This window comes from Sessilibacter corallicola (assembly GCF_021290925.1).
In the GTDB taxonomy this organism is placed as follows: Bacteria; Pseudomonadota; Gammaproteobacteria; order Pseudomonadales; family Cellvibrionaceae; genus Sessilibacter; species Sessilibacter corallicola.
The window spans coordinates 659,247-684,821 of record NZ_JAJSLX010000002.1 but is presented as its reverse complement, the minus strand read 5'-3'; the positions used below and the strand labels follow the sequence as shown (position 1 = coordinate 684,821).

The 25,575-nt window shown below is 42.5% G+C and carries 19 protein-coding genes, 1 pseudogene and 1 riboswitch; of the genes and pseudogenes, 8 read left to right on the top strand and 12 right to left on the bottom strand.

What is annotated here, in order from left to right:
- The first annotated feature begins 452 nt into the window (after positions 1-452).
- Together LU361_RS10245 and LU361_RS10240 are read left to right on the top strand one after the other, a co-directional pair.
- Complete coding sequence (locus LU361_RS10245) at positions 453-1,856, top strand: PhoH family protein (RefSeq protein ID WP_233088747.1); 1,404 nt, start codon at positions 453-455, stop codon at positions 1,854-1,856.
- A gap of 1,235 nt (positions 1,857-3,091) precedes the next feature.
- Complete coding sequence (locus LU361_RS10240; RefSeq protein WP_233088746.1) at positions 3,092-4,120, top strand: hypothetical protein; 1,029 nt, start codon at positions 3,092-3,094, stop codon at positions 4,118-4,120.
- Positions 4,121-4,252: 132 nt separating this feature from the next.
- Here LU361_RS10240 and LU361_RS10235 read toward each other — a convergent pair whose 3' ends face one another.
- From LU361_RS10235 to fadB, 8 genes are all read right to left on the bottom strand, one after another.
- The gene (locus LU361_RS10235; protein ID WP_233088745.1) at positions 4,253-6,094 is read right to left on the bottom strand and encodes an ABC transporter ATP-binding protein; all 1,842 of its coding nucleotides are present in this window, start codon (positions 6,092-6,094) and stop codon (positions 4,253-4,255) included.
- 1,465 nt (positions 6,095-7,559) lie between these two features.
- Entirely contained in the window at positions 7,560-8,015 is a 456-nt protein-coding gene (gene sixA, locus LU361_RS10230; protein ID WP_233088744.1) for a phosphohistidine phosphatase SixA, read from the bottom strand.
- Between the two features lie 71 nt (positions 8,016-8,086).
- Complete coding sequence (locus tag LU361_RS10225) at positions 8,087-8,380, bottom strand: DUF4389 domain-containing protein (protein ID WP_233088743.1); 294 nt, start codon at positions 8,378-8,380, stop codon at positions 8,087-8,089.
- Complete coding sequence (locus LU361_RS10220; RefSeq protein WP_233088742.1) at positions 8,370-9,398, bottom strand: NAD(P)H-dependent glycerol-3-phosphate dehydrogenase; 1,029 nt, start codon at positions 9,396-9,398, stop codon at positions 8,370-8,372. Before LU361_RS10220 ends, LU361_RS10225 begins: the two co-directional genes overlap by 11 nt.
- An 81-nt stretch (positions 9,399-9,479) precedes the next feature.
- Complete coding sequence (htpG, locus tag LU361_RS10215; protein ID WP_233088741.1) at positions 9,480-11,390, bottom strand: molecular chaperone HtpG; 1,911 nt, start codon at positions 11,388-11,390, stop codon at positions 9,480-9,482.
- 188 nt (positions 11,391-11,578) lie between these two features.
- Positions 11,579-12,037, bottom strand: coding sequence for a PaaI family thioesterase (locus LU361_RS10210; RefSeq protein ID WP_233088740.1), 459 nt, complete (start codon positions 12,035-12,037; stop codon positions 11,579-11,581).
- A gap of 155 nt (positions 12,038-12,192) precedes the next feature.
- Entirely contained in the window at positions 12,193-12,729 is a 537-nt protein-coding gene (locus LU361_RS10205; RefSeq protein ID WP_233088739.1) for a PaaI family thioesterase, read from the bottom strand.
- Positions 12,730-12,899: 170 nt separating this feature from the next.
- Positions 12,900-15,047: a fatty acid oxidation complex subunit alpha FadB gene (fadB, locus tag LU361_RS10200; RefSeq protein WP_233088738.1), complete on the bottom strand. Its 2,148-nt coding sequence runs from the start codon at positions 15,045-15,047 to the stop codon at positions 12,900-12,902.
- 360 nt (positions 15,048-15,407) lie between these two features.
- A riboswitch (TPP riboswitch) is annotated at positions 15,408-15,505 on the top strand.
- Positions 15,506-15,565: 60 nt separating this feature from the next.
- Between fadB and LU361_RS10195 the strand changes: the two genes are divergently transcribed.
- The 3 genes from LU361_RS10195 (at position 15,566) to pnuC (ending at position 18,663) form a co-directional block, all read left to right on the top strand.
- A complete protein-coding gene (locus LU361_RS10195; RefSeq protein WP_233088737.1) occupies positions 15,566-17,707 on the top strand; it encodes a TonB-dependent receptor in 2,142 nt (713 codons plus the stop codon).
- A gap of 62 nt (positions 17,708-17,769) precedes the next feature.
- The gene (locus LU361_RS10190; protein WP_233088736.1) at positions 17,770-18,021 is read left to right on the top strand and encodes a YkoF family thiamine/hydroxymethylpyrimidine-binding protein; all 252 of its coding nucleotides are present in this window, start codon (positions 17,770-17,772) and stop codon (positions 18,019-18,021) included.
- A gap of 33 nt (positions 18,022-18,054) precedes the next feature.
- Positions 18,055-18,663: a nicotinamide riboside transporter PnuC gene (gene pnuC / locus LU361_RS10185; protein WP_233088735.1), complete on the top strand. Its 609-nt coding sequence runs from the start codon at positions 18,055-18,057 to the stop codon at positions 18,661-18,663.
- 34 nt (positions 18,664-18,697) lie between these two features.
- Here the strand turns inward: pnuC and LU361_RS10180 are convergent, their stop codons facing one another.
- From LU361_RS10180 to LU361_RS10165, 4 genes are all read right to left on the bottom strand, one after another.
- Positions 18,698-19,315, bottom strand: a complete 618-nt coding sequence (locus LU361_RS10180; RefSeq protein ID WP_233088734.1) for a DsbA family protein — start codon at positions 19,313-19,315, stop codon at positions 18,698-18,700.
- Positions 19,316-19,382: 67 nt separating this feature from the next.
- Positions 19,383-19,718, bottom strand: a complete 336-nt coding sequence (locus tag LU361_RS10175; RefSeq protein ID WP_233088733.1) for a 5-carboxymethyl-2-hydroxymuconate Delta-isomerase — start codon at positions 19,716-19,718, stop codon at positions 19,383-19,385.
- 149 nt (positions 19,719-19,867) lie between these two features.
- Positions 19,868-20,569, bottom strand: a complete 702-nt coding sequence (locus LU361_RS20325; protein ID WP_233088732.1) for a helix-turn-helix domain-containing protein — start codon at positions 20,567-20,569, stop codon at positions 19,868-19,870.
- A 64-nt stretch (positions 20,570-20,633) separates the two neighbouring features.
- Positions 20,634-21,092, bottom strand: coding sequence for a carboxymuconolactone decarboxylase family protein (locus LU361_RS10165; protein WP_233088731.1), 459 nt, complete (start codon positions 21,090-21,092; stop codon positions 20,634-20,636).
- A gap of 1,145 nt (positions 21,093-22,237) precedes the next feature.
- Here LU361_RS10165 and LU361_RS10160 point away from each other — a divergent pair.
- The 3 genes and pseudogenes from LU361_RS10160 (at position 22,238) to LU361_RS10150 (ending at position 25,258) form a co-directional block, all read left to right on the top strand.
- The gene (locus LU361_RS10160; protein WP_233088730.1) at positions 22,238-23,704 is read left to right on the top strand and encodes a golvesin C-terminal-like domain-containing protein; all 1,467 of its coding nucleotides are present in this window, start codon (positions 22,238-22,240) and stop codon (positions 23,702-23,704) included.
- 72 nt (positions 23,705-23,776) lie between these two features.
- Positions 23,777-24,208 (top strand): annotated as a pseudogene (locus LU361_RS20460) (golvesin C-terminal-like domain-containing protein); the annotation flags it as partial.
- Positions 24,209-24,211: 3 nt separating this feature from the next.
- On the top strand, positions 24,212-25,258 hold the full coding sequence (locus tag LU361_RS10150) for a collagen-like domain-containing protein (protein WP_233088728.1): 1,047 nt from the start codon (positions 24,212-24,214) through the stop codon (positions 25,256-25,258).
- Positions 25,259-25,575 lie beyond the last annotated feature (317 nt).

Here is a 25,575-nt window from a genome sequence, read left to right as displayed (position 1 = left end):
TTCAAAAACCAATAACACGTTCACACATTTGCATGCAACTAAACCGTGTAATAACGCGGTAATAGTTTTTTACATTATTACCATTGCACTATTTATAGCAAATCGCCTAAGTTTCAGTTTTGTTAAGTTTTAATTCATTTGCTGAATAAAATTATTAACTCCTTGAATTTCAAGATAAAAAATAATTCGCATTGTTAATTTTTTTGATTCATTAAAAAACCAGTAGATTTAACCTAAAAACAGTGCCATATTGTAAGATCCCCTCCAAATCACCCCCACAATTTTTCTGCTTTTTATCGGTCTAAACACTGGCAGTTTAGAAATTTCAGTGTTATAAAAGTCTATAAGAGAGTGCTTTAAAACAATATTTCACAGCATTTAATTATGTTAAATATTGTATTTAAATACTTTGCGACAAGGCTTTTTATCTCATGCAAGAGGAATCGTTGCTTATGGGTCAAGCGCACATCGCCATAACAAACCACACCCCTCAACCCACTCGATACGTTTTAGATACGAACGTCCTTATCCACGACCCCACAGCTTTATTAAAGTTTGAAGAACACCACATTATCATTCCAATCACCGTACTTGAGGAACTCGACAAACTTAAAAATGGTAAAAACGCAATCGGCGCAGATTGCCGACAAGCGATACGTGAAATCGATAAAATATTGGGTGGTGCCGATCCAGAAGCCGTGGAGGCAGGCATTCCAATTCCAAGAGCAGAAACCGGCGACAACGAAGGCTTGCTATCAATCTTAATGCCAAAAAGCCCAGAAAATGTCTCGCTCTTACCCACACATCTCAACGACAATAAAATCCTTAATGACATTCACTCGTTAAAACATGAATTTGCTGAACAGCGAGTCGTATTAATTACCAAAGACATTAACATGCGTCTTAAAGCGCGCGGTTGTGGTATTGAAGCTGAGGATTATCACAACGATCAATCCATCTCAGATATCGATCATCTGCATCAAGGGTTTATCGAATTTTCTGGGAATTTTTGGGATTTAATCGAAAAAGTAGAAACCGTGCAGGAAATGGGAAGAACCTTGCATCGCCTGCCAAAAGAAGATCCCATTGACGACATTTATCCAAACCAGTTTATTTTAGACGAACTCGGTTTCGTTGGCCGTGTTACTGAAGTCAACGACGATGAAATAACGGTGTTGCACCTAGACAAGCGACGCTTACTGGAGACAGAAGCCTGGGGCTTGGTGCCTCGAGATGTTTATCAAGCCTGTGCTTTAAACCTACTGCTGGATCCAGAAGTGCATTTGGTGAATCTCACCGGCGCGGCAGGTTCTGGTAAAACCATTTTGGCACTCGCTGCTGCCATTGAAATGACCATGGCAACGAAAGCCTATCGCAGAATTATCGCTACACGCAGTATTCAAGGCTTAGACGAAGACATTGGCTTCCTACCCGGTACTGAGGCTGAGAAAATGGAGCCTTGGCTTGGCGCTATCACCGATAATTTAGAAGCTCTGCACTGTGAAGACGAAGACTGTGATGGCAGTGTTGACTATGTTTTAAACAAAGTTCCTTTACACTTTAAATCATTAAATTATATTCGCGGACGCAGCTTTCAACACAGTTTAATCATTATTGACGAAAGTCAGAATTTAACCCCTCACCAAATAAAAACGATTATTACTCGCGCTGGTAACGGTTCTAAGGTGATTTGTTTGGGTAACCTGGCCCAAATTGACACCCCTTATTTGAATGCTACAAGTTCCGGCCTAACTTACCTTAACGAACGCTTTAAGAACTTTATTTTTGGCGGCAGCATACAATTACAAGGCGTCCCTAGATCCGCTCTTGCAGAATACGCAGAAGCCAATCTATAGCATTAAACCGATTACTGGTTATCGTCCTAAAATTACTTTCCTACGATAAGTATTCTACTTTCGTAGGAAAGTCCAACCTCGCCGCTGCGCACTTCCCATTTCTCAATTTGGCACACAGCTTGTTTATAAAACAATGCACAAAAACCAATACGGCCTATCGATTTAGAAAACTACAACTTTTTCATGCATTAAAATTTCAACAATTTTCTGAATGGGTAAACGTATACGGAAAAAACATCGTCATACAAAGGTTGTGAATTGACACATCACAACGTAAAGAACCTCGGATTAACCGGTTGCAATTAACGAACAGGTTCGAAAATTTTGAACAATGAAAATGTTGTAGTATCACAAAAATGACATCACACAATACGATGAGCCCTTTTAAATCAGGGAAATAAGCTCTTTTATGAATTGAAACTGACTTGCCATCGGCTCCGCGCTATTTTTCTATTTTTGTAAATTGAAAAACCATTAATTAATTCATGTTCATTTATTGTTAATGGTTGGGTGAGACAATTAATAAATGTTTATCACATAAACACACTGTATGTGATGCAACGTTATTAAAAGCAAATAGAAATGCTTTAATGCGAAATATTTTCACTAACAAGATTTTTTCTTGGAAGGTATCATTTTATTTTCCGGTTTGGGTTGCAATTGCGAACTTTGCCACTATTTCGGTTAATCCGTAATAAAGGCAAAATCATTCGAGAGTCTTTGATTTTAATTCTGACGACCGAACAATCAATTGATTATGCTTGAGGTTGAAATTTAGACGCGTTCATGAATTATTCACATTGCTGTCTAAATAATAAAGCTGACTGTTTTATAAACACACCGTTAAGAGCCGTGAATAAATCAGTGGTGTAGAAAATAAAAAATCAGAGGCAAAAAATATTAATTATTTTTTGAGGCTGGAACACAATATTTCGATTATGTGATATATTTCACACAATCGAATTTGAGGGGATTATAGTCGGAGTACACACAGTAGTCTTTACGCACATTATTGCTATAATCCGGCCCCCAAAAGTACATCATAATTATTACTAGCCTTCCTTTAAGTGTTTTCCACTTAAAAGACTTTTAAAGGGAACCCAGAGATTGGTTTATAAAGCAACCAATTAATTTGTGGCATGCCCTGATTTTTAACTTACATAAAAATCAATCTCTGTTTGCGTTACAGATTTACTTAATAAAATATCAATCCCTTTTCATTGGAGGAATACTTTATGTGGATTAGCAAGAAACAATTATCCAGTGCAGTAATCATTGCTTCCACTTTAGCGCCAGTAGCAAGCTTCGCTGCGGACGACACTGTAGAAGTTAAAGTTGGCGGTTTCATCCGCGCTGACTACGGTGACGGTGACCGTTACTCTGAAGAGCAAGGTGAAGACCGTTTAGGCGTTACCAAAGCTGCTTTGGCTGCTCAATCTACTTACAAAAACGTAACTGGTGTTTTGGTATTCGGTACTGAAATCCTTACTGACGGCGACGAAGACGCTGACGGTAATGTTGACGTTAAAGATGCATTCATCGTTCTTAACAACGTTGGCGATTCTGCAGTTAGCTTCTCTGTTGGTGCACAGCCACTATTGTTCGGCTTGAAGCCAGAAGGTTACCCAGGTGACCACAGCATCCAAGCTTCTATCGAATACGGTGCTGGCGGTTTGTTCGCTACTTCTAACCAAGCGGGTCCTGCGATCATCTCTTGGGTTGATTTCGGTGAGTTCACTCTACGCGGTGGTGTTTTCGATCTAAACAGCACTTACGACGACGTAACTTTCGCTGACTTCGACGACGACGGTTCTTCTGTTTCTGACAACCTATTCCTACAACTTCGCGGTACTAACATCGCTGGTACTGGTTTGTACGGTGTAATCGGTGCAGAGTCTATCTTCGTTGATCCAGAAAACGACGGTGAGTCTATCACTACTGTTGGTTTGGGTTGGACTAACGATGTATTCGACATCTCTGCTGAATTCCAACAAATCGACGAAGCAATCATCGAAGCTGGCGGTATCGCTCTTGATGATGACGAAACTTACTTGATCGTTGAAGCTTCTGTTAAAGCAAACGACAAGCTAAGCTTCTACGCAGACTACTCCGAAGCTGATGAAGTTGAATTCGAAACTTTCCGTTTCGGTGTTGACTACTTGTACAACAAATTCACTGTACTATCAGCTGAATGGTCTCAAGATGAGTTCGATGACGGCGACGACATCGACAGCATCGACTTCCGTATCGCTTTGAAATACTAATTAAAAGCTGTACAAAGAAGTTAAAAAAACCCGGCATTGCCGGGTTTTTTGTTGAGCGAAGAAAATATATAAAAAGCTAAAAGGCAACGAAGCTATCAGGCTTATAAATTTCTCTTATTATTTAATCACTCATTAATAATCGGTAAGAAAGCCACCTGACTGATGCCGCCACAACTGAGCGTACAATCCGTTTTGTTGTACTAGCTGATCGTGATTGCCCTGCTCAACAATTTTTCCTTGATCAAACACCAACAACCGATCCATTGCCGCAATGGTTGAAAGTCTGTGCGCTATGGCAATCACTGTTTTGCCTTGCATTAATTGATCGAGACTTTTTTGGATACTCACTTCTACTTCGGAATCCAACGCCGAGGTAGCTTCATCCAAGACTAAGATCGGCGCATCTTTTAACATCACGCGCGCTATCGCGATTCGCTGTCTTTGCCCACCGGAGAGTTTTACACCCCGCTCACCCACGTGAGCATCGTAACCGGTTCGGCCCTGGGAGTCAGAAAGCGTTAAAATAAAATCGTGTGCTTCGGCTTGCTTTGCCGCCAAAATCATTTCTTCGTCGCTGGCAAAGGGACGCCCGAATTTGATGTTCTCACGCACGGACCGATGCAGTAACGACGTATCTTGCGTAACGATACCAATATGTTCACGGAGACTTTCTTGCTGAACGTACGCGATATTTTGGCCGTCGATTCGAATGTCGCCTTTTTGGATATCGTAAAAACGCAGCAATAAGTTTACGAACGTAGACTTACCCGAACCCGAGCGGCCGACAATACCGACTTTTTCACCGGCAGAAATTTCAATGCCCAGGTTTTCAAATACCGCAGGTGCATTGGGCTTATCGCTTTCATAGGAAAAACCCACGGCATTAAAAGCAATTTTTCCTTGCTCAACAGTCAGTGGTTGGGCGTTGTCTGCATCTACCACGTCATGCGGTTTCGATAATGTGTTCATGCCATCGGTGACTGTGCCCATATTTTCAAACAAGCTGCTCACTTCCCACATAATCCAATGCGACATTCCCGTAAGACGAATTGCTAAGCTCATGGCAATAGCAATGGCGCCTGTGCTAATGGCATCTAACATCCACAACCAAATGCTCAAAGCCCCCACACTAAAGACCAATAACATGTTGATGACCCAAACGGAAAGGTTCAGCCAAGTCACTAATCGCATCTGTGGATGGACAGTTTCCAAAAAGCCCTCCATGCCTTCGCGCACATAGCTGGCTTCGCGATTGGAGTGCGAAAATAATTTCACCGTTAAAATATTGGTGTAGCTATCGACCACGCGTCCAGTCATCAACGATCTGGCATCGGCTTGCAACTCCGATATTTGTTTTAGCTTCGGCACAAAGTATCTCAGTACTGCGATGTAACCCAGTAACCACACCACCAACGGCAGAGCAACACGCACGTCGGCACCAGCCAACAACACCAATCCGGTCGCCATATACACGCAGGCAAATAAAATAACATCGAGTAATTTCATCACCGACTCGCGCACAGCAAGGGAGGTTTGCATCACCTTGGTGGCAATTCGACCGCTGAATTCATCCTGAAAAAAACCAAAGCTTTGGTTCAGTAGATAACGGTGCGCTCGCCAGCGGACTGCCATAGGGTAATTACCCAGCAGCGACTGGTGAACAACCATTGAATGAAGCACCACAATGATTGGCATGCCCACTAATATGAACAAGCTCATCACCAGTAACTGCGGCCATTGCTCTTGCAAAAAGGTCGATCGATCACTTTCTACCAGCCAATCAACCAATTGCCCCAAAATGCCGAACAAAAAAGCCTCACCAACGGCGAGTAACCCCGTCAATAACGCCATGATGATCAAGATTTTCTCGATACCCCGCGTGTAGTGACGGCAAAAGGCAAACAGTCCTTTGGGCGGCTGTTGAGTGTGCTCGGGAGGAAACGGGTCTACAAACCCTTCAAATTTACGGAACATAAAATGACTGCATCGGGGAATAGAAAGAGGTATCACTGCAATGTTGGCCTGCAGAATGAAAAAATTCGCACAAGACCTATTTTTCTAAAAGAAATTTATACGAAAAACTGAAGTGAGTACTATGACAATTTTGGCCATTTTACCTCATGCACCTAACAAATTCTCACAAACTGTCTTTGCTCGAATCTGTGTAGGCTCAAGTATTAAAACATAAACTTAACCGGTTTATTTGTATTCAACACCCATTTTTTCAATACTTTTCAGGATATTAAGCTTATATATTTGTATGGCATAGCCACAGTTTTAAAAAGAACAAAGTGGAATTTAGCTTCATCTTGTGCGACATATCCTACAAAACTTTTGTATTTGTCCTACATACGCCACCCCGGTTGAGGAGCACAATAGATCCATAGCTTGAAAACAGAAATAAAAAGCAGCTGTAATATTCCAGTCAAACAAGACAGAGATAATTACAGAAATATAGTGAGATACCATAGGATTTGGACACACTAGTAGATTAAGCTGAATTTCTTCTGGTTTTTGAGCACAAGTATCAAAGGATGATACTTCATAAATAGGACTCACTGGATAGCTGAATGAATCAGCTGTACAACAAAGGAATTCACGGAAGAGACCAAGGATTGGGACATTACTAAGGACAGTAACAGCACTAAGGATAGGAGCTGTAATCAAGGAAGGAAGCTGTAATTAAGGAAAAAGGTAAACGGAATTACACGCTCACGGATTTGAGTGAAACAGGAACCAGCACAGGGATTTTGAATAGGATTTTCAAATTGTGCCAATCATCAAGGAGGTGTCGCAGGAAGCATAAGGATTCAAGGACGCAGGCAGGAAGCTTGAAAGGGAAAGATTTAACAAGGAAAGAAACGGAACTTTACATTCAGGAAGAATGTGTTTTTAGGTTAGATACGGAAATCTTGTTGAATAATGGAAGGGACTAATAGAAAGGATTACGGGCTCAGGAAGGGCTTTAGGCAAGGGATATTGGTTCAAGGAAACGCGCAGGAAGCATAAGGGAATAACTGACATAGACCAGGTAAGGTCAAGGGAAGCTGGTCAAAATTCAAGAGGTCCATGCAACTTGCCAGTTGCATGGACCTGATAATTCTTTTGATCATTTTATTTTACTGTTTTTATTTTTAAACAGATTTTATTGCAATAATGTAGGCCGGATTTGGTGTCCTTATTTGGCGCTCTTATTTGGCACCCATCAGCACTTTTGCTGCCAAAACAAATGTATTCTTTGGAATGCTGACGAGCCAATTCCAACAGAAACTCCCCTTTCAGACAGAGCAAACTCTCTGCTGTTCTTTTATCTATTTATTCTCCAGTGATTAATTTCAGTCGATAACTAGCATTCCGTTAACTAATATTAGTGGCTATTACCGTCGCGCGATTCTCAACTGCTGCATGCCCTTCATGATCAGTTATACAGTTGGTCGAGCTAAGGTTGCACGACCCATTCTAACTCGCCGCAATCTCCGGCAATAAACTCCGCTTGAATCAACGCCAAAGCACTGGTTCCCATGCGGTAGCGCCCGGTTTCAAGGCCCGCCAGCCAATCCAAGAAAGTACCCACCAATGGTTGGTGCGTCACCAAAATCAATGAATCGACCCCGCAAGTCTCTAGTGCTTTCGCTAATCGCTGGGGGTTGGCATCGGGCACCAATAAATCGGTGGTATCAATGGATAAATCGGGGACACAGCGTTTAACAATCTCCGCCGTTTGTTGCGCCCGAACGTAGGGGCTTGCCCAAATGGATGTTGCATCACTCAATTCGGGCAGCTTGCGATTAATGATGGATTCCGTTTCGGCAATCCCTCTGGCGGTCAGCTTTCGACCGGCGTCATTTTCACAATAGTCTTCGGCTTGGCCATGTCGCAATAAAAAGAGTTTCATTGCAATACTCCCAATCATTAAAACTAAGTATGCGGTACGCCCAACTTGGCAAAGTTAACGCAAGCAACGTGTTAATCGTGGCTATTATCCGCTTTAGGCTGCGGCCAATCAGAAAAAGGAAAAGGCTTTTCTTCCGATTGGAAACACAAAAAGCGAAAACCCGTCGCAATTACCTGGGACAAAGCAGCGCCAAATGTCTTAAGGTTTTCGTTCGCTTGACCAGATACCGCGGTTATCAGTATTTGTACGAGTATTATCAGCCAACAGATGAATACACTCACATAAACCACCAAAGCGGTGATCACCATGAAGATGACTCGAATCCAGAGCGCTTCATTAAATATCGAATAATGTTTAGTGGTCATAGTGTTTAACCGTGAACTCCACGTCGTGATTTTGCTCGCCCTGCATCAGCTTTTTGGCAACTTCTGCAACCGGTAACCCCTCGAAAAGCACTGCGTGTAAACCGGAAACCAGTGGCATATACACTGCCAGTTCATCGGCTTTTTGCTTAACGAGTTTTACGGTATTAACCCCTTCGGCAACCTGACCAATTTCTTCAATGGCTTGGTCGAGCCCTTTGCCTAAGCCTATCGAAAATCCAACACGATAGTTGCGACTCAGGTCAGATGTGCACGTTAAGATTAAATCACCAACGCCAGAGAGCCCCAAGAATGTCAGCGGATTCGCACCCAGCTCAACGGCAAAGCGGCTCATTTCCGCGAGACTACGGGTCAATAGCATTGCCTGAGTATTTTTACCTGTGCCCATCGCTTCAGCCATTCCGCAGACAATGGCGTAAATATTTTTAAGCGCACCGCCAAGTTCAACGCCGTATCGGTCGTGATTTCCGTAAACCCGGAAAGTCGGCGAGCTAAGCACTTCTTGTACAGAAGTTACTAATGCGTCATTTTCACTCGCAATCACCGTACCTGTTTGCTGATTTTGAAGAATTTCCTTGGCAAAGTTCGGACCGCTTAACACGGCAATCGGGTGCCCTTTCAATTCCTCTTCCAAAATCTGGCTCATAAGCGTGAAGCCTTGTGGTTCAATACCTTTCGCGGTACTGATAACGCCAGCATTGGGCTCTAGCAGCGGTTTGATTTGCTGAACCACCGAGCGAAATGATTTACTGGGAATAGAGACAAAAACCAACTCGGCGCCAGTCAGGGCCAAGCCAAGGTCGGAGGTAACCTGTAAATTTTCGTTCAGAGTAAAACCCGGAAGGTATCGAGCGTTTTCTCGACTTTTTTGCGTATTGAGCGCTTGTTCTTCATTGCGCATCCATTGGTAAACATCGTGACCGTTGGACGCAGTGAAGTTTGCGATTGCCGTACCAAAACTCCCTCCCCCAAGCACCACGATCTTTTTAGAACCAGGCATGGTAATCCTTGAATTATTGTTTTGAGCCACTTTTATAGGACAAGCCAATAAAAAAGCCAAGCAAATGCTTGGCTTTTTTGCTTAGTTGGATAATTCCAACAACAGTTTATTCAGCCTTTGAACATAAGTTGCTGGATCAGCTAAGGTTCCGCCTTCGGCGAGATTCGCTTGATCGAATAAAATCTTAATTAATTCGCCAAAGCGATCCTCATCTGGCTCCATATCGAGCTTTTTAACCAAAGGATGGTCTGGGTTTAATTCCAGATTAGGCTTAGATTCTGGCAACGCCTGACCGGCTTGCTCCATCAGGCGACGCATCTGCGCACCCATGTCATGCTCGCCCACAGCTAAACACGCAGGAGAATCAGTCAAACGATGAGTGATACGAACGTCAGCGACGTCGTCTTTCAACGCTTCTTTGGCTCGCTCAATTAAGCTCGCCATTTCTTTTTCGCTTTCTTCCTGAGCTTTCTTCTCTTCTTCGGTATCCAAATCACCAAGATCGAGCGCACCTTTTGCTACGTCTTGGAATTGCTTACCGTCGAAGTCCATCATGTTGCCCATCAACCACTCGTCAACACGATCAGACAGGATAAGAACTTCGATGCCTTTTTTGCGGAAAACTTCTAGGTGTGGGCTATTTTTAGCCGTATTAAAGTTCTCAGCGGCAACGTAATAAATCTTGTCTTGGCCTTCTTTCATACGCTCAACGTAATCAACAAGTGATTGGTCTTGTGCGTCTGAATCCGTTTGAGTCGTCGCGAAGCGAAGCAACTTGGCAATCTTTTCTTTGTTAGAGAAGTCTTCAGCCGGGCCTTCTTTTAAGACTTGGCCGAATTCAGCCCAGAATTTCGCGTAATCTTCTGGCTCCTTCTTAGCCATTTTTTCCAACATATCCAATACACGCTTGGTCAGGGCCGAACGCATGGCGTCAATGTTAGGATCTTTTTGAAGAATTTCGCGGGAAACGTTTAGGGATAGATCGGCAGAATCGACCACACCTTTTACGAAACGCAGGTACATTGGCAAGAACTGCTCTGCGTCATCCATAATAAAGGTACGTTGAACGTACAACTTCACGCCACGAGAACCGTCGCGGTTGTACATATCAAACGGCGCCTTAGAAGGAAGATACAAAAGGCTGGTGTAATCTAGCTTACCTTCAACACGGTTGTGGCTCCACTTGAGTGGTTCGGCAAAGTCGTGGGAAATGTGCTTGTAGAATTCGGTGTATTCTTCGTCGGTAACTTCACTGCGTGAACGTGTCCAAAGCGCGGTTGCCGTGTTGATAACTTCGTCTTCTGGCGCTGGTGGTTCGCTGTCGTCGCCCTCTTCTGGCATAGGCTGCTCTTTCTCCATCACGACCGGAATCGAGATATGATCAGAGTATTTTTTCACGATGGAACGCAAACGCCAGCCGTCAGCGAATTCAGTTTGATCGTCTTTCAAGTGAAGCACAATGCTGGTACCACGATCTGCTTTAGCGACCGTTTCTACCGAGTATTCCGCTTCGCCGTCACACTCCCAATGCACACCTTCTTCAGCAGAAGCGCCAGCGCGACGTGTAAATACTTCAACCTTGTCAGCAACAATAAACGCGGAGTAGAAACCCACACCAAATTGACCGATCAAGTGCGAGTCTTTTTTCTCGTCACCGGTTAAGTTCTGTAAAAACGCCGCCGTACCAGACTTTGCGATGGTGCCTAAATGCTCGACCACTTCGTCACGGGACATACCGATACCGTTATCGGAAATGGTCACGGTTTTCGCGTCTTTATCAAACTCAACGCGAATTTTTAATTCACTGTCGCCCTCAAACAGGCTGTCATCTTTAAGCGCTGCAAAACGCAATTTGTCGGCAGCATCGGAGGCGTTTGATACCAATTCACGTAGAAAGATTTCTCTGTTGGAATACAGAGAATGAATCATCAAATGCAATAATTGTTTGGCTTCTGTCTGGAAACCACGGGTTTCCTTCTGGGCAGCTGTCATCGAGAGTAGCTCCTCAAATTATCTGTCTTTGCTCAATCTAATTCTGGGCGGAGCGGCTACTCCACCATGGTATGGCAGGTAGAATGGGGGCTGTTAAATGAATTTCAAGGAGTGGAAATTTGTTAATTCGAGCCTTGTGTAAAAATAAATCAACTCAACCGTTCAAGGCTCGCCGTGCAATCATGAGATTAGGACGACGGTAGTTCCAATGGTTCGGTAAGGAAATTGGCCCGAGCAGTTGCAATGGGTTGGGAGGCGTCATCTTGCCAAGCAGTAATTTGAATATTCGCAACCCGCGCACCTTGTCGCATGACCTCACACGACGCAAACGTATCGACGATCCTGCCGGCTCGCAAGAAATCAATCGAAAAATCAACAACGCGAGGGATAATTAATCGCTGCGAACAAAACAGCAAATACAACGCTGAAGAAACTTCCATAAAGCCAGAAAGCGCACCGCCGTGAATGGCAGGCAGGGTTGGATTGCCAACTACATCGTGGTTAGCAGGTAATACAAACAGCAACCGGTTTTCTTCTTGGGTTTGAATTTCCACACCCAGTGTTTGCGCGTACGGAATCAAACCAACCAGGTCTTGGGCATTGCCTGTTTGCTTGAGCTTTTGCAGAGTTTGCGGAAAATCTTGCATGAGGGCCAATCTGTCTATTGAACTAAAACCTAACGCTTAATAATGTAGGTAGTTGTTGTTATATTTTTATTAGCTGTTGTTACGTTTATAATTAGTTGTTGTTACGTTTACATTGTAGAAACCTCTGCCAAAGATTACTAACGTCCTAAAAAAGATTACTCACGCCCTAAAATAGCATAGATACTTTCTTTCATAACAGCCGTGTGTTTTGGGCTCAAGCGTGCAAAATTAGCGTGTACTTGTGCCACAGGTTTTTCTCGATTTTGATAAGCGATACCGCGCGCAAAAATAATACTGTCTGTCAGGCGATAAATTTCTGCCTGCGCCCAGATTTCACTTTGGTTATCACCGCGACTTAAATAATCAACCCGCAAATCCAACGTGGGGGCGAAAGAAAGATCCTTTAAAACACTCAACGCCGCGGCACCGCAACAGGTATCCAACAAAGTGGTAATTGCGCCGCCGTGCATAACGCCGTTTATTGGATTGCCGATTAAGGATTCTTGAAATGGCATTTTCATGACCACATCGCCCCGATCGATTCGGTCGTACTCCATTTTTAATTGGCTGACGTGATTAGGAATTTCGAGCCCGCCCAACACTTTGTAGCAGAGCTCGCGCACCTCAGCCATGGGCACGAGATCGGATTCATCACCGTAGTCAATTTTAGAATTAAAACCGGAGCCAGACATATCTTCACCACTGCATTCAAACACATTCTCGACAGATTTTAAGCATACCACTGTTACTCGCTAAATACGTAGTGGGCTTAAGTATTAGCGCTCGCCTGTTCACGCCAATTTTGAGGTTCATTGCAAAAAGAACTAAAAATAATCAACGTGAACAGGGTTTAGCTCATACGCTACTGGTAAAAATGTTTGCTGCCGTCGTTCGCCATTTCCCGCAGTGTATCGGTTACTTTGTACATATTACCAAACTCGCTGAATTTATCCGCCAAAGCAACAAACTCAGAAATACCTAAGGTTTCAATGTAACGAATGGGGCCGCCTCGAAATTGCGGGAAACCCAATCCGTAAATCATTGCCATATCCAAATCAACGGGTCGCTCGACAATATTTTCTTCCAAACATCGCACCGCTTCCAAACAGAAGACAACCATCAAACGTTCGGCTATGGTTTTTTCATCGACGTTTTTTTCGGATTCCGTTATTGAAGATAACAAGGTTTTAATTTCTTGCTTGTGTTGCTTGGTGATTTTTCCACGTTCGTCTTTTTCATAATGATAAAAACCGTGGCCATTTTTTTGCCCTAAGCACTCATTTTTCAAAAGACGCTCTGCTGCCGTGGTAAAGTCATATTTCATACGATCTGGAAAACCATCGGCCAGTACATTGGCCGCGTGCACGGTGGTATCCATGCCAATCACATCGCATAAATACGCAGGTCCCATTGGCCAGCCAAAAGACTCCATGGCTTTATCTATTTGTATAAAATCAACGCCCTCGTGCACCATTTGCATAAACGCACCTAAATAGGGGAACAACACGCGATTCACCAAAAACCCTGGGCAGTCTTTAACAACTACAGGTTTCTTTTTCATCGCTAACGCATAACCCACCGTCTTTGCCACCGCCGATTCGGAGGTTTGAGTTCCGCGAATAACTTCAACCAATGGCATTTTATGAACGGGATTAAAAAAGTGCATGCCTAAAAAATTTTCAGGGCGAGCCAACGGTTGCGCCAAATAATCAATTGAAATAGTCGAGGTGTTAGACGCAACAATTGCGGTTTCTTTTACTTGGGATTCTACCTCGGGTAGAACTGCATGCTTTACCTTTGGATTTTCAACCACGGCTTCAACGACAATATCAACTGCGTTAATTTCTTGGTAATTTAAGGTCCGCGTAATTTTATCGAGAACGTGCTGTTTTTTATCGGCGGTAATTTTGCCTTTGGTTTCGAGCCCATCGAGTAATTTGGTAGCTTCGCTAATGCCTAAATCGATACCGTTTTGCTGAATGTCTTTCATAACGATGGGCGTGCCAGTATAAGCCGATTGGTACGCAATACCACCGCCCATAATACCGGCACCAATAACGCCCGCTTGCTCAATTTTGGTTTCTGTTTTGGCAAGATTTTTAGCGTGTTTCATAACTTGTTGATCGCCCAAGAAGACATTAATCAACTGTTTGGAAGTTTCCGTTTTTGCCATTTGCGCAAAATAGCGCGCTTCTACTTTTATTGCTTCGGTTCGGTCCAACAAAATGGATTTACGCATGGAATTTACCGCCGCCATAGGCGCGGGATAATGGCCGGAAAACTTAGTCTGAACAAACTTGGCTGCGTTATCAAATAACGTGTTAAGTTCTGAGGCTGATAAATCATAGGGCGATTGTTTTTTCGCTCTAACATCACGCCAAGCCAGCGCACCCGAATTTGCATTTTCCAGAAATTCAATCGCCGGTTTCAGTAAATCGTTCGACGCAATTGTATCTACCGCACCTATCGCCAATGCTTTCGAGGCATTATTTTGCAAACCCGTGGTAATCCAAGAAATTGCCGACTCAGGACCAATCACACGCGCTAAACGCACCGTGCCGCCAAATCCAGGAATAATACCAAGGCTGGTTTCGGGCAATCCGATTTTTGCCGATTCACTCATCACCCGAAAATCACACGCCAGCGCGACTTCGAGACCACCGCCAAGCGCGATTCCATTGATTGCCGCAACCGTTGGGAACGGTAAATCTTCTAAGGCATTAAACACTTCTCGGTTAATGGTTAAAAATTCTTGCTCTATTTTTTCTGGAGGATGAGAAAACAGTTCTCCGAACTCTGTAATATCCGCACCAACCACAAAGGTGGGTTTTGCACTGGTGACCACCAACCCTTTAACCGCAGAATTTTGTGTTAATTCATGACACGCTTCTTTCAACTCAGTAAGACACCGCTGATCGAATTTATTAACCGATTCATTTTTCCGATCAAAACGCAACTCAATAAAATGATTCGGTAATTCAATCAGCGATAAAGTTGATTTTGAAAACATACGCTCAACCTCTTTTTCATGGGTTCGGATTTGTTGCAAATCTGCAACATTTACGTTTTTTTGAATATTTTCGAAAACTTTTGTCAGGAAGCCCAGTTTTGAGTTTCCATCGGCAAACTAAAACACCACAAAACTCAGTAGTATCAATGCGTTGAAATTATTAAAAATTTAGAAATTCTGTTTTCAGGCGTTTCAGATTAAATTTGAACTCGCCCTCTATTTTTATGCACAACGGTAAATCTACCCTAGTCGCGAGCGAATTAGTACTTTTGCGGCTCGCGAATGACTATTTCAGCCAAATCCTCAACGCTTACAGGGCTTAAATCAGCTTTCCTTTTTCCGATCAAACGTTAGAATAGACGCCATCCTAAGGGGTGGTTTTTGCCTGAGATGCATGTCGCAAACCCTTATGACCTGATCCGGTTAATGCCGGCGTAGGGATAGGAACTTCTTATTTTCCGCCTGATTCGCACCCGCATTCCGGGTCTCCTAAACGAAGCATGTTAATGGGAGGCTCCATGAAACTTTTCACTAAAAAATCCGCCACTTGTTTGGCCATTTCAACGCTATGTGCGCTATCGACAGGTGCTTTTGCAAACAAAGCGCCCACCATCGAAGAGATTTTGGTTACCGCAGAACTGCGCGATACCAACCTGCTTAAACAGGCCTCCAGCGTGAGCGTCTACACGTTAGCAGATATCGAAAAACAAAATGCGACCCACTTAGAACAAATTTTACACAATGCACCCAATGTCAATTTTGCCAGCGGTGCATCACGCGGTCGATTTATTCAAATTCGCGGCATCGGTGAACGCTCTGAATTTGTTGAGCCTGTTAACTTCTCCGTCGGTGTGTTGGTTGACGGTATCGATTTCACCGGTATCAGCACCACAGTCACCACGCTCGATATCGATCAAGTGGAAATTCTGCGTGGCCCACAGGGCACAGTGTATGGCGCTAATGCGCTGGCGGGCTTAATTAACGTCAAAACTCAATCGGTCACGGATGAGTTCAGTGGTAACGTAAAAACAACCCTTGCTGAGTACGACACCCGCAACATTGAAGGCGTTGTTAACCTGCCAATCAGCGACAATTTAGGCGTACGAGTAGCGCTGCAAAAAAATGAAAGCGACGGTTACATCGACAACACTTTTTTAAATCGAGAAGATACCCAAAATATCGACGAAACCGTGGCTCGCGGTACGTTCTCTTGGCAGCCCAACGAGCAACTGGATTTAGATCTGGTTCTTTTCTATGCAGATGCCGATAACGGCTACGATTCTTTCTCGCTCGATAATGGTCGAGAAACCCAAACCGACGATCCTGGCCACGACCGCCAGGAAACCTTTGCTACATCACTGACCAGCACTTGGCATTTAGCCAACGGCCAACGGTTAATCAGTTCTGTGAGCCGAGCGGATTCCAACATCGAATACGGCTTTGATGAAGACTGGACGTTTGTTGGCTTCTGCGATGGTTTAGCCTGCGACGAAGCCAATACGGGATTTCAGCTAGAGTATTCTTCGTTTGATAACTTTATCCGCGATAACGAAAATACCGCGATAGATGTACGTTGGTTATCTGACGAAGGTTCTGTCACGTGGTTGGCCGGTGTTTATTATCGCGATCAACAAGTGGATCTTCGTCGTGTTTACACATTTTTAGATAACGACTTTTTAACCGAATACGAAACCGAAAATACTGCCGTTTACGGTGAGATCAGTTTTGCCTTAAATGAAAAGCTCACGCTAACTACCGGTGCTCGAATCGAACAACGTGATGCCGATTATGCGGATAACGACGGCGTGGTTCTCGATGCCGATGAATCCGATTGGGGCGGCAAAATTGCACTGGAATACAACGTCAGTGACAATCACTTTATTTACGGTTTAGTATCGCGCGGGTTTAAATTCGGCGGCTTTAATCCAAACAACACGCTAGAACCTGAACAACGAGAATTCGATTCAGAAGAATTGTTAAATTACGAAATCGGCAGCAAAGGTTCTTGGTTTAACGGCCGTTTACAGAGCCAGGTGTCTGTATTTTATCAAGACCGCGAAGATGTTCAGCTTTCAGCAACCAACGTTGTTTGCACTGATGGGATGGATCAACCCTGTACCTTCAGTGATTTTGTCGATAATGCAACGGCTGGCAATAGCTTAGGATTAGAAGCGCAACTTAATTTCGCACTAAACGACAATATCAACGTGTATTCAAGCCTCGGCTTACTCGAAAGCGAATTTGAAGATTACGTCAGCTTCTCTCACGTTGATGCCAATCCTGAACAAAATATTGGTGTTGATCTTGACGGCCACGACTTGCCACAAGCACCCAACTATACGTTTACGGTTGGCACCAACATTCAGCTCACCAACGATTTAAATTTAGATGTGCAAGTGCAAGGAAAAGACGATTTCTTTTTCTCAAACGATCACGAATTTAAAGCCGACGGATACGAGCTGCTGAATATGCGTTTGGAATATGCTGCCGCTGATTGGGAATTCGCCGTGTGGGGCCGTAACATTACCGACGTAGATTATGAAGTTCGTGGCTTCGGCACGTTCAGTAATGACCCGAGGGATTTTTTCTCCGAAGTTGAGCTTTACACTCAATTGGGTGAACCACGCGTACTGGGTGTTTCTGCCAGTTATCAGTTTTAATAAAACGAAAAGCACGGATAAGGTTAATATCCGTGCTTTTATTAATGATAGGAGAAGACATTATGATGTTATCGGTAGAGTTGACGATGTATCCATTTAATGGCGATTACATTCCTCCGATCAAAGCGTTTATTGAAAAAGTAAACACTATCGATAATCTGGAAGTAAAAACCTTTCCGACCGCCACCATTATTATGGGCGAATACAATCACGTGATGGATTCGTTGAAAGTCTTGTTTAAATGGAGTTATGAAACTCAAGGCAAGGCCGTATTCGTTGCTAAATTCTTACCCAATACCGAAGTATTGTCTTAATTTTACCGATTAAAAATTACGGAGAGTTCTCCCATGCTTGAATCATTGTTTACCTGGGAGAATCTTGCGGTCTTACTGGCCGTCTCTTATCTGCTATTGATTTTATTCGAAAAACGCATCGGTTGGATTTGCGCATTTATCAGCACGTCTATTTACATCATTCTCTTTTGGGAAGTGTATTTATTTATGGACGCCGCGCTTAATGTCTATTACTTAGCGATGGCGGTTTACGGTTGGTTACAATGGAGCAAGCAAAAAGATTCTGGTGAAACGCTAAAAATTCATTCTTGGCCTTGGCAAAAACACGCTTTAGCCATCAGCGGTATTATTGCTGTATCGGCCATCAGTGGCTTTTTACTCAACAATAATACCGAAGCAGCTTGGCCCTACGTTGATTCATTCACCACTTGGGCGAGCGTATTTACAACCATTCTGGTAGCGAGAAAAGTACTGGAAAACTGGTTGTATTGGATTGTTATCGACGGAATTTCAGTGTTCGTTTATCTAGAACGAGGCTTAACCTCCACCGCGTTTTTATTCGCAGCTTATGTGGTTATTGTTATTGTCGGCTGGTTTAAATGGCGGGCGTTAATTGAAGCTGAAAAAAAAGAGCCTGAAAATCAAATTGCTTCCCAAATATAACGACTGGAAAGCAAAAATTAGATATTTTTAACTCTTACAATATTTCATCAATAGCTTTTAACTGTTGCTCTAGACCCGCCAAGTTGTTATAGCCCAGAGCAAGCGGGTACGCTTGATTGTTATCATTAATGTACAACAGCGCTGGAAAGCCCTGAATCTGTAATTGATGAGTAATACTTAAATGCTGCTGAAACCGCTGCTCAGTTTCTTCTGATTTAAAAACCTGAATAAATTCCTTTTCATCTAAACCTAATGAGCTAGCACAGCCAATCAGCGTTTCTTCTAACGATGGGTTTTTGGCTTCCAGATAATAAGCCGATTGGATGGCCTTAGCCATTTGCTGCGCACTGTTCGGCTTTAATCGCTCTGCAGCAATTACCGCACGGCAAGCTGGATACGTCGAGCGATAAGGTGTATTTAGCTTCCAAAAGTCATGGTTAAAAGTTACTTGAGTTTTCTCTTCTATTTGGTGCCAATAAGAAGAAATTGTTTGTTGTAAGCTTTCGTCCATGGGCTGGTTTGAGTCTGGCGCTAATCCACCCATAATCCAATCCACCTGTGCAGCTGGGTACTTTTCTAAAAACTGCTCTAGCTCTGGCTGAAAACCATAGCACCAACCACACATGGGATCCATTACGTACAATAATCGCATCTTCGCCTCAATTTTTATATACAGGAATTTCTGATCAAATTATCTCAATCTCCAATCAGATTTGCGGCTACACAATGGATTTCGCGTAGCTTTCTCGGTCGATATCGACAATTTCAACAGAAATAGAGCAATCTTTAAGAGCCTTGGCTTTCAAATTTTCCAACACCAAGTGTGAAAGTGCAGATTTCTGCTCTAAGTTACGTCCAGATAAAATTCTTAAAACTACGTGTACAAAACTGATATCCACACTGCCTGTTTTATAGTGCGAATAAGAAATAGCTCTTACTTTTATGTCGCTACCTTCTGGAGTAAATAATTCCGAGTCTAAAGCGCCCTGATGAACGGCTGATATTAAATCTGACCCATCAATGTCAGATGAGTGTTCGATGATACAATGTGGCATTACTCTTCCTTTAAAAGCTCTGATGTGCTCACACATTATACCGATAGAAATCGCATTGAGAGTAATACTATTATCAATAGCACTAAAGGAACGGAACTTCTCGTGCTTCAAAAGAAAGAGTGAATGAAATCAGACCGTCTTAGATCTATTTATTTTTCGAATTTACCCGGAGTGATCGAAGCAATGGTGCGAAACTCTCGTGTCATATGCGCTTGATCACTGAAACCAAATTGCACAGCCACTTCCGCCAAGTTTGCATCTTTGTTCTCACGCAAAAAGTTAATCGTTTTTTTGATTCGCAAAATACGCTGGTAGTATTTTGGCGTCATATCAAGCCAAAGTTTAAACTGACGCTCCATCTGTCTCTGGCTTAAAGCAATACTTTCATTCAGTTTACCAGGTGCTTTGCCTTGCTCGATGGCCTTCATGCCTTTTTCGACGGAATCGGGGATAACATCGGTAAAGTTTAGGTTTTCATCCACCCACTGATACAGGATTTCGATTCTACTGTTGTTGTCTTGCTTTGTTTGAAGTTCCGAAAACACCTGATAGAGATTAAACATCTGATCTTGATCAGGAGCCAATAAGGTGGGCTTATTGAGATGCTGGCGCAGCACGCCATAACCAACGGCTGGATGAAAGCGGATACCCGCTAAATGCGCACCGGGGGGTATTGCAACGGTTTTTGCTTGTTTACTCACCGGAAGGATGATTACCCCTTCGGGGATAATTTCATCATCAATGGCTAAATCGCTGGAAAAATTAAATAAAATACCGTTGCCTGCATCAGAGTACAGCGGCTTGACGACAGGGTCGGTATCGTTGACCGATGCCGACCATATTCCTTGCACAAACGAAGACAGCTGTCCCGTGGGCTGGGACAACTGAAAATTTAATGCAGGTGTTGTTGAGCTATTATGGCTTATAACTGCCTACCTCTGGCTTGAATGTTTTGGCAACTCGATTCCAACTGTTAATGGCATTAACAGCAATGGTTAAATCAACAACAGATTGCTCACCTAAGCAGTCTACCAAGTTTTGGTAACTCTGGTCATCAATGCGGTTACCATAGGTTAGGCTCTCGGCAAAATCCAGCGCGGCTTGCTCGGTCTTTGAATACATAGGCATATCACGCCATGCACTTAAGCCGATAATGCGTTCGTGGGTCTCCCCTTTGCTAACTGCATCAGTAGTATGCATATCAATGCAGAATGCACATTGGTTAATTTGTGAAACCCTTAGCTTAACCAGCTCCCAAGTCGAAATCGTGACGGTTTCAGAAACACTGAATTGAGCCCGTAAGTATTCTTCCTGACTCAGCAGTATTTCCATTGCTTTCGATGCTAACTCAAAGTAATTCGTACGCAATGCCATGTTTTGCCTCCTTAGATAGATAAACGTTGGAAAACAAACTAACTTTCAATTTTAGTCAGGTATTGAACAATTTCGACACAAGTTTTCTTCTGAAGATTTTCTCAAAATGGCAAATTATTCGAATATCTCAATCAAAGAAATATTGCGGTAATACAAGAATGGATTGAGAAAAATAACGATAAGACCTTTCGCGCTTTATATAACTCATATTATTTATTGATAACAATTTAGTTGAACAATAAAAATTGACATAAGCACCTATAAAACTTACACCAAAAACAAATAAAACAGTCAAAAATACAATTAATTTAAAAAAATAAAAAATAATTTTGTATCCGAAAAACCTTTCACCCAATATGAACCATTCCTCCACTCAACCTCGCCCTCACCACACACAATTGACCAATCCTGAAAATTAATTAGATTTTAAAGAACAAATCATTCTCAAAAATAACCACCACCTTACACCCATTAAAATAAGCTCAAAATAAACGCAACCACACAAACAAACACAACAATCCATTAATTTATCTTGAATAAAAAATCACATAAAAAATAAATTATCGCTTTAAATAAAAAATATAAGATTTCATACCCACATTAATTCTCTGACATTATTATCAGGTGAAGAATATAAAAAGCGGAATATATAATTAACCCAATAAGTTAACAAACGAATTATTAAAAGCTCTAACTCCTGCAGCATCTAAACTAGCAAACGAAAGAAAACGTGCTATCTGCCTGATAACGCACTTAGCTTTCCAGCATTATTTTATTGAATTTCTCAAAACAGTCAGAAAATTGAAAAATAAATTTCTGATTATTTATTTTATTTACACATTTAAACTTGGATGAAATTACACATCCAAAATTTAATTTATCGCTTTTTGACTATTTAAAAGGCAAAAAATCATTAAATAATTAACAAGCGCACTACTAAAATCAACAAAAAATTAAATATTAGGTTACTAATTTTCAACCGCAATAATTTTATATGCGGGACGGGCCACCATGACCTTTAAAAAATTTAAAAACTATAAAAACAGTACAACCAAGCAATTAAACACCAAAAACCGAACAAGCATTAATAAAATCGCAACACCAAATTTGAAAATAAAAAAATTTAATTTAGGAATATTATTTTAATGAAAAAATTATTTACCGCAGCATTGGTAACTTTATCTTTTTCATCAACTGCTATAGCAGAATCGATAATTGTAGATAATCAATCACCAGAATTCAGAATCACTTCAGGAAACTGGATTCCTAGTCAATTTAGCCCAGGTTTTTTCGGAAACGACTTTCTCCACGACAATAATTCTGACTCTTTTTTCGAAGCTCAATGGGAAATCCCCATTGATGACAGACAAAATTACGAAGTATTTGCTCGTTGGTCTATCGCTCGCCTAAGAGCAACCAATGCAACTTACATTGTTACTCACGCCAATGGTGAAAGTACCGTTCAGGTTAACCAACGAGAAAATGGTGGAGAATTTGTTTCATTAGGTACATACCTAAATCCAACTTTAGTCACCATCAATAACTTAGGCGCCGACAATCGAGTGGTTGCCGATGCAATTATGGTTACTTTGAATGCAGATTTAACCGATACCGACGGTGATGGCTTATCCGACGAACAGGAAATTAATGTTTTTTCATCTGATCCAAATAATGCGTTTAGCCTAGATGTATCGGGTTTTTTAAATGACGCACATTTTGATTCAGATGGTGATGGGTTTAGTAATATTGACGAGCTTCGACGTGGATTTGATCCGTTAGATTCGAATTCTGTACCTCCGATTTCATCGAGCGATAATACGTTTGATGGCAATGTAACCGTTGAAGGCGCGGTATTATTAACTCCGCAATTAACTGAACCTTTCTTTTGTGAAGCCGATACCCGAGGTGCCATTTATTTTGATGATTTCCTAAATGGGCCATTAATTTGTAACGGAATCGAGTGGTTAGAATTTAGAGGCCCGGCCGGAATCGACGGTGCAAATGGAATAGATGGAGAACAAGGACCAATTGGTTTAACTGGTCCGCAGGGTCCCCAAGGTGAACCAGGCATTATTGGATTAACCGGACCGCAAGGGCCTCAAGGCGTTATCGGTTTAACAGGTTTACAAGGCCCTCAGGGAGAACGAGGCCTAACTGGCGCAACTGGTCCAATCGGTCCTCAAGGCCCGTCAGGCACTAGCTCATGGACTGATCGCTCTGGCCGAGTGACTACCAATATCAATGTAGGTATTGGCACCACCAACCCAACCTCAGCATTACAGGTTATAGGGAATGTAACAGCCAGTAACCCTACCGCTCCGCAACATTTGGCCACTAGAGAATATGTGGACACACAAGTTGCCAACATTGTTGCAGAAATTCCTCGACAAGTTGGATTTGCAACCGTTGCTTATGCTACTGAATTAATAACAGGAAATACTTCATTCTTTTGTCAGGTAACCACAACTCTAACAAATAGTCAGGGAACGCCATATATACAAGGCGGGCCCATAGGTTGCCGATGTTTGTCTCCATCCAGATTAGTATCACAGTCAATAATTGAAGGATCTCTGCCTGGCACTCGACTTATCTGCGTTTTACCACCCAACTAATAACATGTAATCACCAAATGGGGGAATGACTTAAATTCCCCTTCCAACTTAAATTAAATTTATATTAAACTCATGAAAAAATTAAACTACGCTTTATTTATTGCATTATTTGCATCATCAACTGCTATGGCAGAATCGATGATTATCGACAATGAATCTTCAGGCTTCACTACTACTTCAGGAAATTGGCTTGTCAGTAGTTTCAACGAAGGATTCTTCGGCGAAAGCTATCTTCACGACAATAATTCTGACTCTTTTTTTGAAGCCCAATGGGAAATTCCTATTACTGACGGACAAAATTATGAGGTGTTTGCCCGCTGGTCTTCTGCACGCTGAAGAGCAACTAATGCAACTTACATTGTTACTCACGCTAATGGCGAAAGTACCATTCAGGTTAACCAACAAGAAAATGGCGGAGAATTTTTTTCGTTAGGCACATACCTAAATCCAACTTTAGTCACTATCAATAACTTAGGCGCCGACAATCGAGTAATCGCCGATTCAATCATGGTTACTTTAAATGTAGACCTAACCGATACTGATGGTGATGGCTTAACGGATGAACAGGAAATTAATATTTTTTCATCCGATCCGAATAATGCATTCAGTCTGGACGTTCGAGGATTTTTAAATGATGCTCATGTCGATTCAGACGGTGATGGATTTACCAATATTGACGAACTTCGACGTGGATTTGATCCAGTAGATTCAAATTCTGTACCCCCAGTTTCATCAAGCGATAATACGTTTGATGGCAATGTAACCGTTGAAGGTGCCGTGTTACTTACCCCGCAATTAACAGAACCTTTCTTTTGTGAAGCCGATACCCGAGGCGCCATTTATTTTGATGATTACCTAAATGTTCCATTGATCTGTGATGGTATTGCTTGGAGTGAATATCGAGGACCAGTTGGTGAGCAAGGCCCAAGAGGTGAACGTGGTTATACGGGTGAACAAGGCCCCATTGGCTTAACTGGTGTTCAAGGTCCTCAAGGTGAACGTGGATTGCAGGGTGAACAAGGTATCCAAGGTGAACAAGGTATCCAAGGTGAACCTGGTAGAGATGGTGTTGATGGAAGAGACGGCATCGATGGCGAAGATGGTGCTGACGGCAGAGACGGAATCGATGGCGAAGATGGTGCTGACGGCAGAGACGGAATCGATGGCGAAGATGGTGCTGACGGCAGAGACGGAATCGATGGCGAAGATGGTGATCGAGGTCCCAGAGGATTCACGGGCGCTAGAGGACCCAGGGGCTTCACTGGTGACGATGGAGAAGATGGCCGCCCATTTAATGGCTTACGAATTGTAGCAGCAGGTGCTTCTGATGAAAGATTTGACAGTCTCGGTCGCATTACACAAACACAATGCAGAGTTCAAATCTCACTGAATACCGCCAGCGGAGGGCCTCATTTACCAGCAAGAAACGGTTTTAGATCAGGTACCAGCGGCGAATGTAGATGTGTAGACGCGACACGAATAACACTTGATTTTAGAAACACGTCAGATAATACGGCAATTAGAACCATAATGTGTCTAGCTTTTCCAGAATAGATTGAAGAAATAAATAAGGCAGCCGAATTATCGGCTGCCTTATTTCAACGGACAAATGTTAAATTTCGATTATTCATGCCGACTTAGTATTAAAAGTATTAGTAATTTTATAGTTTATGAATCATCTTAATAACTTACCCGATATCCATTCCTGAAAATATTTCCAAACTAAGAATGCTTTCATAATCTGAAAACTCTACTGACAGAATTGACCATTTATGCTCGAACAACCTAGTCAATTTTAAGTACGCAATTGAGCCTTACTGAATTACTAGTGTGCTTCACAGGAAGAAAAGTAACACATTATAAAATATTCC

Bases quoted from the DNA above. Each gene is read 5' to 3' on its own strand.
- LU361_RS10190 (WP_233088736.1), top strand. From the start codon at position 17,770: ATGATGTTATCGGTAGAGTTGACGATGTATCCATTTAATGGCGATTAC.
- LU361_RS10160 (WP_233088730.1), top strand. From the start codon at position 22,238: ATGAAAAAATTATTTACCGCAGCATTGGTAACTTTATCTTTTTCATCA.
- LU361_RS10210 (WP_233088740.1), bottom strand. From the start codon at position 12,037: ATGCAAGATTTTCCGCAAACTCTGCAAAAGCTCAAGCAAACAGGCAAT.
- LU361_RS10225 (WP_233088743.1), bottom strand. From the start codon at position 8,380: ATGACCACTAAACATTATTCGATATTTAATGAAGCGCTCTGGATTCGA.
- LU361_RS10240 (WP_233088746.1), top strand. From the start codon at position 3,092: ATGTGGATTAGCAAGAAACAATTATCCAGTGCAGTAATCATTGCTTCC.
- LU361_RS10205 (WP_233088739.1), bottom strand. From the start codon at position 12,729: ATGTCTGGCTCCGGTTTTAATTCTAAAATTGACTACGGTGATGAATCC.
- LU361_RS10220 (WP_233088742.1), bottom strand. From the start codon at position 9,398: ATGCCTGGTTCTAAAAAGATCGTGGTGCTTGGGGGAGGGAGTTTTGGT.
- LU361_RS10235 (WP_233088745.1), bottom strand. From the start codon at position 6,094: ATGTTCCGTAAATTTGAAGGGTTTGTAGACCCGTTTCCTCCCGAGCAC.
- LU361_RS10175 (WP_233088733.1), bottom strand. From the start codon at position 19,718: ATGCCACATTGTATCATCGAACACTCATCTGACATTGATGGGTCAGAT.
- LU361_RS10165 (WP_233088731.1), bottom strand. From the start codon at position 21,092: ATGGCATTGCGTACGAATTACTTTGAGTTAGCATCGAAAGCAATGGAA.
- fadB (WP_233088738.1), bottom strand. From the start codon at position 15,047: ATGTTTTCAAAATCAACTTTATCGCTGATTGAATTACCGAATCATTTT.
- LU361_RS10195 (WP_233088737.1), top strand. From the start codon at position 15,566: ATGAAACTTTTCACTAAAAAATCCGCCACTTGTTTGGCCATTTCAACG.
- htpG (WP_233088741.1), bottom strand. From the start codon at position 11,390: ATGACAGCTGCCCAGAAGGAAACCCGTGGTTTCCAGACAGAAGCCAAA.
- LU361_RS10180 (WP_233088734.1), bottom strand. From the start codon at position 19,315: ATGCGATTATTGTACGTAATGGATCCCATGTGTGGTTGGTGCTATGGT.
- LU361_RS10245 (WP_233088747.1), top strand. From the start codon at position 453: ATGGGTCAAGCGCACATCGCCATAACAAACCACACCCCTCAACCCACT.
- pnuC (WP_233088735.1), top strand. From the start codon at position 18,055: ATGCTTGAATCATTGTTTACCTGGGAGAATCTTGCGGTCTTACTGGCC.
- LU361_RS10150 (WP_233088728.1), top strand. From the start codon at position 24,212: ATGGTTACTTTAAATGTAGACCTAACCGATACTGATGGTGATGGCTTA.
- sixA (WP_233088744.1), bottom strand. From the start codon at position 8,015: ATGAAACTCTTTTTATTGCGACATGGCCAAGCCGAAGACTATTGTGAA.